Origin of the sequence: Pseudomonas sp. LAIL14HWK12:I10, from assembly GCF_900184205.1 — a bacterium.
Classification (GTDB): Bacteria; Pseudomonadota; Gammaproteobacteria; order Pseudomonadales; family Pseudomonadaceae; genus Aquipseudomonas; species Aquipseudomonas kermanshahensis.
In genome coordinates this window covers 44,950-51,478 of the sequence record NZ_FXWU01000021.1, presented here as the reverse complement: position 1 = coordinate 51,478, position 6,529 = coordinate 44,950, and the positions used below count along the sequence as shown (strand labels likewise).

The 6,529-nt window shown below is 62.7% G+C and carries 7 protein-coding genes; 6 read left to right on the top strand and 1 reads right to left on the bottom strand.

Annotation, left to right across the window (positions count from 1 at the left end):
* From QOS90_RS27010 to dddP, 3 genes are all read left to right on the top strand, one after another.
* Positions 1-683 (top strand): ABC transporter permease subunit (locus QOS90_RS27010; RefSeq protein ID WP_097151375.1); only part of this gene is annotated, 683 nt, incomplete at its 5' end.
* Between the two features lie 56 nt (positions 684-739).
* Positions 740-1,768, top strand: coding sequence for a glycine betaine/L-proline ABC transporter substrate-binding protein ProX (gene proX / locus QOS90_RS27005; RefSeq protein WP_085274354.1), 1,029 nt, complete (start codon positions 740-742; stop codon positions 1,766-1,768).
* A 60-nt stretch (positions 1,769-1,828) separates the two neighbouring features.
* The gene (dddP, locus tag QOS90_RS27000) at positions 1,829-3,175 is read left to right on the top strand and encodes a dimethylsulfonioproprionate lyase DddP (RefSeq protein ID WP_085274355.1); all 1,347 of its coding nucleotides are present in this window, start codon (positions 1,829-1,831) and stop codon (positions 3,173-3,175) included.
* Positions 3,176-3,226: 51 nt separating this feature from the next.
* On the opposite strand, the gene QOS90_RS26995 is transcribed toward dddP, so the two are convergent.
* Positions 3,227-4,978, bottom strand: a complete 1,752-nt coding sequence (locus QOS90_RS26995; protein WP_085274356.1) for a BCCT family transporter — start codon at positions 4,976-4,978, stop codon at positions 3,227-3,229.
* A gap of 313 nt (positions 4,979-5,291) precedes the next feature.
* On the opposite strand from QOS90_RS26995, the gene QOS90_RS26990 reads away from it, so the two are divergent.
* Genes QOS90_RS26990 through QOS90_RS26980 form a run of 3 tightly spaced genes read left to right on the top strand, consistent with a single transcriptional unit; the run spans position 5,292 to position 6,527 of the window.
* A complete protein-coding gene (locus QOS90_RS26990) occupies positions 5,292-5,609 on the top strand; it encodes a hypothetical protein (RefSeq protein ID WP_027593642.1) in 318 nt (105 codons plus the stop codon).
* 20 nt (positions 5,610-5,629) lie between these two features.
* A complete protein-coding gene (locus QOS90_RS26985; protein ID WP_027593641.1) occupies positions 5,630-5,830 on the top strand; it encodes a DUF1289 domain-containing protein in 201 nt (66 codons plus the stop codon).
* A gap of 55 nt (positions 5,831-5,885) precedes the next feature.
* Entirely contained in the window at positions 5,886-6,527 is a 642-nt protein-coding gene (locus tag QOS90_RS26980; protein ID WP_085274357.1) for a LysE family translocator, read from the top strand.
* Positions 6,528-6,529: the final 2 nt, after the last annotated feature.

Genomic DNA, 6,529 nt, shown 5'->3' with positions numbered 1-6,529 from the left:
TGATCGGCGTGTGGTCGGAGTCGATGACCACCCTGGCGCTGGTGCTCACTTCGGTGTTTTTCTGCGCGGTGATCGGCATCCCGCTGGGCATCGTCTGCGCCCGCAGCAACCGCCTGGAAAGCATTATCCGCCCCGTGCTCGATGCGATGCAGACGCTGCCGGCGTTCGTCTACCTGGTGCCGGTGGTGATGCTGTTCGGCATCGGCAACGTGCCGGGCGTGCTGGTGACCATCGTGTTTGCCTTGCCGCCGCTGGTGCGCCTGACCAACCTGGGCATCCGCCAGGTGCCGGAAGACAAGATCGAAGCGGCCCGCGCCTTCGGCTGCACGCCGCGCCAGATGCTGACCCGCGTGCAGCTGCCGCTGGCCACCTCGACCATCATGGCCGGGCTCAACCAGACCCTGATGCTGTCGCTGTCGATGGTGGTGATCGCCTCAATGATCTCGGTCGGCGGCCTGGGCCAGATGGTGCTGCGCGGCATCGGCCGGCTGGACATGGGCCTGGCTACCGTCGGGGGCATGGGGCTGGTGCTGTTGGCGATCTTCCTCGACCGCCTGACCCAAGCCATGGGCGCGCGCACCAATGCCGACCCGAGCCTGCGCTGGTACCACACCGGCCCGGTGGGCCTGGTGCTGCGCCTGTGTGGCGCGGCGCAACCACAAGGGCAGCGCAAGGCCGCCTGAAACACCGCGTTCTATCTGCCGCAACCCTCGACAACAACCCGAAAAGGTACGCGAAGATGTACGAGTCCCCGTTCACCCGTCGTTTGCTTCAGTGCGCTTGTGCCATGGCACTTTCCGTGACGTGCCTGGGCGCCAGCGCCTCCACCGACAAGCCAGGGGAGGGGGTGAAGATCACCCCGTCGTTCCCTTCGGTGGATGAAGAACGCTTCCGCGGCGAAATCGCCATGCAGGGCCTGCGCGAATTGGGCTACAACGTGCAGAAACCCAAGGAAACCGAATACGCCACGATGATTCTGGCAGTCGGTTACGGCGACGCCGACTTCAGCGTCAACCTGTGGGACAAGCTGCACGCCAGCTTCTACGAGAAGGCCGGCGGCGACCAGAACATGGTCAAGGCCGGCGATATCATGCCTGGCGTGTTGCAGGGCTACCTGATCGACAAGAAAACCGCCGATCAATACAACATCAAGTACATCACCGACCTGAAGAAGCCCGAGCTGGCCAAGCTGTTCGACACCGACGGCGATGGCAAGGCCGACCTGACCGGTTGCAACCCGGGCTGGGGCTGCGAACTGGTCATCGCCCACCACATGAAGGCCTATGACCTGGACAAGACCGTGCACGTCAACCAAGGGTCGTATTTCGCCTTGATGGCCGACACCATCACCCGCTTCAAAGAAGGCAAACCGGTGCTCTATTACACCTGGGTACCCCAGTGGGTGGCCGGGGTGATGGTGGAGGGGCGCGACGTGGTTTGGCTGCAAGTGCCCAACACCGACTTGCCGGGCGGTGGCAACAGCGTCGATACCACGTTCGAGGGCAAGAACCTGGGCTTTGCGGTGGACAAGGTCGAAGCGGTACTCAACCGAGCGTTCGCCGACAAGAACCCGGCGGCACTGAAGTTTCTGTCGCTGGTGCAGATCAGCGCGGCGGACGAGAGCGCGCAGAACCTCAAGATGCAGAACGGCGAGAAGAACCTGAGCGACATTCAGCGCCACGCCCAGGCGTGGATTGCAGCGCATCGTCAGCAGTTTGATCAATGGCTGCAGGCCGCGCGAGCGACAGCGGTGCAAGCCAGCAACTAGCGGCGCCACCTTGCAGGTGGGTGATTCTTCCAACACTACGATCAAGGAAGCCCTCGCACCATGATGACTTCGCCGTTCTCGATCCCCGCCCAGTCACGCCGTATCGACCCGTCGCGCCAGCGTGCTGCCGCGCTCAGGGCCGACGGCTCGGTCGATGACAACGACCGCAGCGAAATCGGCCCGACCCCTTTGGCGTTCGCCGAGTGGGCCGTGCTCGGCCTGCAGGTGCCGCAGTTGGCGACGATGCGTGAGTACCGCCTGCAACGCATCTGCGAGCAGCTCGTGGCCCGTGACCTCGGCGGCATTCTGCTATTCGACCCGTTGAACATCCGCTACGCCACTGACAGCACCAACATGCAGCTGTGGACCACCCACAACCCCGCCCGTGCCTGTTTCGTCGCTGCCAGCGGGCATGTGGTGCTGTGGGATTTTCATGGCTGCGACCACCTCTCGGCACACCTGCCGTTGGTGCGTGAGCTGCGCAGTGGCGCGTCGTTCTTCTACTTCGAAACGGGCGAGCGTACCGACGAACATGCCCGGCGTTTTTGTGCCCAGGTCGACGAACTGCTGCGAACCCATGCCGGCGACAACCGCCGCTTGGCCGTGGACCGCATCGAGGTCGCCGGCCTGCGGGCTCTGGACGCCTTGGGCGTGCAGGTGCATAACGGCCAGGCAGTGACTGAGTTCGCGCGTTTGATCAAGGGCCCCGATGAAATCCTCGCCATGCGCTGCGCGGTGGCTTCCTGTGAAGCTGCCATCGCTGAAATGCGCCAGGCCATGCGCGCCGGGGTAACCGAGAACGACGTCTGGGCGGCGTTGCACAGCGGTAATATCCGCCGTGGCGGCGAGTGGATCGAAACCCGCATCCTCAGCTCCGGCCCGCGTACCAACCCGTGGTATCAGGAGTCCGGCCCACGGGTGCTGAGCGACGGCGACCTGCTGTCGTTCGACACCGACCTGATCGGCGTGTACGGCTTTTGCGTCGACATGTCGCGCAGCTGGATGTGTGGCGGGCTTGAACCGACGGCCGAGCAAAAACGCCTGTATCGAATCGCCCATGAGCACATCCAGGTCAACGCCGACATGGTCAAGCCTGGCGTGCGTTTCTCCGAGCTCACCGCTAATGGGCATCGTCTGCCGGAAAGCTGCCGTGCCCAGCGTTACGGGGTGATGTTCCATGGCGTGGGGCTGTGCGACGAGTACCCCTGCATTCGTTACCCGGAAGACTTCGACGCCTACGGTTACGAAGGGGAACTGCAGCCTGGCATGGCGCTGTGCGTAGAGGCCTATGTGGGGGAGGTGGGAGGGCGGGACGGGATAAAACTGGAGAACCAGCTATTGGTGACGGAGACGGGGTATGAAGTGCTGACCCATTACCCATTCGAAGGCAGTTTTCTCGCCGAGTGACTGAAGTGGCCCGGGCCCGCTTGGCGGCCCCGGGTCGTTGCAGCGTAGGGGTTATCCGTTCAGCTCGGCGTCGGCCAGGGGTTGCGCCTGCTTGCTCGCAGACTTCTTCTCCTGCACCACGATGTAGAACTCCTCGCCGTGTTTCACCGCGCCATACAGCACGGCCTTTTCGATCAGCTCAGTGCCACGCAGGTGGCGCAGCATCATCGGGTCCTTGCGCAGGTCGCGGTACAGCGCCAGGCACAGCAGCACCATCACCACGACAAAGGGCAGCGCCACCACGATGGTCAGGTTCTGCAGCCCGGTGAGCGCTTCGCCGGGGTCGCGTGGGTCGCCGATCGCCAGCATGATCGCCGCCTCCGTGCCGGTCAGCGCCCCCCAGAAGATCACGGTGCGCCGTGATGGCGTGGTGGTGCCGTGCTCCGACAGGGTGCCCATGACCAGCGACGCGGCATCGGCACCGGACACGAAGAAGATACCCACCAGGATCATCACCAGTACCGAGGTCACCGAGGCCAGCGGGTAGCTGTCCAGCAACTGATAAAGGGCATGGTTGCTGTTCACGGCGCCATTGACCAGTGCGAAGCTGCCTTCGCGCAGGGCGTCGATGGCGGCACCGCCGAAGATGGTGAACCACACCAGGCTGACCAGGCTCGGTACCAGCAGCACGCCGGTGACGAATTGGCGGATGGTGCGGCCGCGGCTGATGCGGGCAATGAACATGCCGACGAAAGGCGTCCAAGAGATCCACCAAGCCCAGTAGAACACTGTCCAGCCGGCCAGCCAGCTGTCCATCTGCTCACCGCCGCTGGCGTTGGTGCGGGCCATCATCTCTGGCAGCATCTTGATGTAGATGCCGATGGAGGTGGGCAGCAGGTTGAGCATCAACAGCGTCGGGCCAACCAGGAACACAAACACTGCCAGCACCAGCGCCAGCACCATGTTGGTGTTGGACAGCCACTGGATGCCTTTGCCGATGCCAGAGACCGCAGAGGTGACGAAGGCGATGGTCAGCAGGGTGATGATCGAGATGTAGAACAGCTTGCCGGGGCTCTCGATCCAGCCGTTGTATTCCAGGCCACCGGCGATCTGCAGGGCGCCAAGGCCGAGCGAGGCGGCAGAGCCGAACAAGGTGGCGAAAATCGCCATCATGTCGATCACACGGCCAATTGGGCCGTTGGCGTGTTTACCGATCAGGGGCCGGAAGGCGGTGGAAATCAGCTGCGAGCGGCCGCGTCGGAAGGTGCCGTAAGCGATCACCAGGCCAACGATGGCATACATGGCCCAGGGGTGCAGGGTCCAGTGGAACAGGGTGGTGGCCATGGCCACCTGCATGGCTTCGCTCGATTGCCCGGTGGTCGACCCGGGAGGCGGCGACACGTAATGCGACAAGGGTTCGGCAACGCCGAAGAACATCAGGCCGATGCCCATGCCGGCGCTGAACATCATGGCTACCCAGGAAACCGTGCGGAATTCTGGCGCTTCGCCATCACGCCCTAGCGGAATTCTGCCGTAGCGGCTGGCGGCCAGCCACAGCACGAAGATGACGAACACGGTCGAAGTAAGTACGAAAAACCAGCCAAAGTTGAGAATGACCCAGGATTGTGCCGAGGACGCGCTGGCGGCCAGGCTGGCCTGGCTGATGAAGCCCCAGATGACGAAGCCGATGGCCAGGATGCTGGTGATGCCAAAGACGATCCAGTCGATCTTGCCCTCGAGGTGCCGGTCCTGGCGCGCTTCTGCAGTCTTCGAGGGGTCCGTCACGCCAAGGTCGAGCGTTTCGGTAATGTGTTCCTTTGCCATGAATGGTGTTGCCCCTTTGTGGCTTACCTGCGCGTGCAGGCTTGTTGTTGTGGGCTGCCGGGGTCGATGACGGTCTCGGCGGGGGAGTCTTGCCGGGCCGATTATCCTGTGCGAGTCACAGCGCTTCCTGTCCCGAATGCGCCGTGGGGCATCCATTGAACGACCTGTTTAATACTTTTAGTTCCGGGCGCGATGGCCCTATTTGTCCCGCGTTCTGGTACCCTGATGGGCATTACCCTGGCCCGCACTCCCGAGCACCGTAGAAGCGGCGCTGCCTGCGAGCCTGGCCTTATCAGGAAACGGAGATTCGTCAATGGCCACTGACCGTGTGAGCCTGATTCATTTCGATAAATTGAGCATGAGCCCTGCCGCTGCCCAACGGTTCCAGACTGCCCTCGATGCCCTGGAAACACTCAAGCTGCAGGACCGGTACGTGTACCTCGTTGCTCCTTATCTGGGTGATATCGCCGACGCCTCTGACCGTGAGCAACTGAAAACTGCCGAGGCACAGTGCGTTCGTGTGGTGGAGGAACTGTTGGCCGCCAAGTCGATTACCAAGGCCAAGTCCGAAGAGCTTCGCAAAGTCTTTGAAGAAGCCGCCGAACGTGTGCGCGCTGAAATGCCGGCCTGAATATTGGTCTTGAGCGTGTAATGGCCAAAGACATCGACAACCCCTGCGTCTCGCTTTGCCAGCTCAACAGCGAGCTGTGCGTAAGCTGTGGCCGCACCCGTGAAGAAATCCGCAAGTGGCGCGGCATGAAGCGCCCTGAGAAAATGGCCACCGTGCAGCGCGCGGCCACGCGGATGAAGGCCATCGTCAAGAAGAACGCGAAACGGCAGAATACCGACTGACCGTTGTCTGCTGCCTCAACACTCAACTCCCTGAACGTTAAATCGAGCCTGGAAAATGGATTCTCACTCGCTTCTCGCCTTTACCCTGGTCGCTGCGATCGCCATCGCCAGCCCTGGCCCTGCAACGCTGATGGCGATCAACAACAGCCTGGCCCACGGGCAGCGCAGCGCTGTCTGGTCCTCGCTGGGCAATGGTTCGGGACTGTTCTGCCTGTCGGCAGCGGCCATGCTCGGGCTGGGCGCCTTGTTGGCCAGCTCTGAAGTCCTTTTCAATGCGGTCAAGATCATCGGTGCCGCGTACCTGTTCTACCTCGGCGCACGGCAGTTGTTGAAGAAAGGCCCGATGCTCGAGGCGGGGGCTGACGCCGGGGTGGCCAAGCAACGCCCGACGCCGATGAAGCTGTACAAATCGGCGTTCCTGACGGCGGTGACCAACCCCAAGGCGACCATGTTCTTCACGGCGCTGTTCCCGCAGTTCATCGATCAGGGTGCAGCGTTGCTGCCGCAGTTCCTGATCCTGACCGGGATCTTTGTCGCCTTGTCGCTCGTTTCGCTGACCCTGTACGCCGCGCTGGCCTCGCGTGCCAAGGGCGTGTTGACCCGGCCCAGCCTTTCGCGCTGGGTGAGCCGGGTGGTGGGGACGACCTTCATTGGCTTCGGTGCGGCCATTTTGACCATGCGTCGTCAGGCCGCGTAAAG

Excerpts from the sequence above, each read along its gene's own strand:
- QOS90_RS26995 (WP_085274356.1), bottom strand. The coding sequence starts at position 4,978 with ATGGCAAAGGAACACATTACCGAAACGCTCGACCTTGGCGTGACGGAC.
- dddP (WP_085274355.1), top strand. The coding sequence starts at position 1,829 with ATGATGACTTCGCCGTTCTCGATCCCCGCCCAGTCACGCCGTATCGAC.
- QOS90_RS26980 (WP_085274357.1), top strand. The coding sequence starts at position 5,886 with ATGGATTCTCACTCGCTTCTCGCCTTTACCCTGGTCGCTGCGATCGCC.
- QOS90_RS26985 (WP_027593641.1), top strand. The coding sequence starts at position 5,630 with ATGGCCAAAGACATCGACAACCCCTGCGTCTCGCTTTGCCAGCTCAAC.
- QOS90_RS26990 (WP_027593642.1), top strand. The coding sequence starts at position 5,292 with ATGGCCACTGACCGTGTGAGCCTGATTCATTTCGATAAATTGAGCATG.
- proX (WP_085274354.1), top strand. The coding sequence starts at position 740 with ATGTACGAGTCCCCGTTCACCCGTCGTTTGCTTCAGTGCGCTTGTGCC.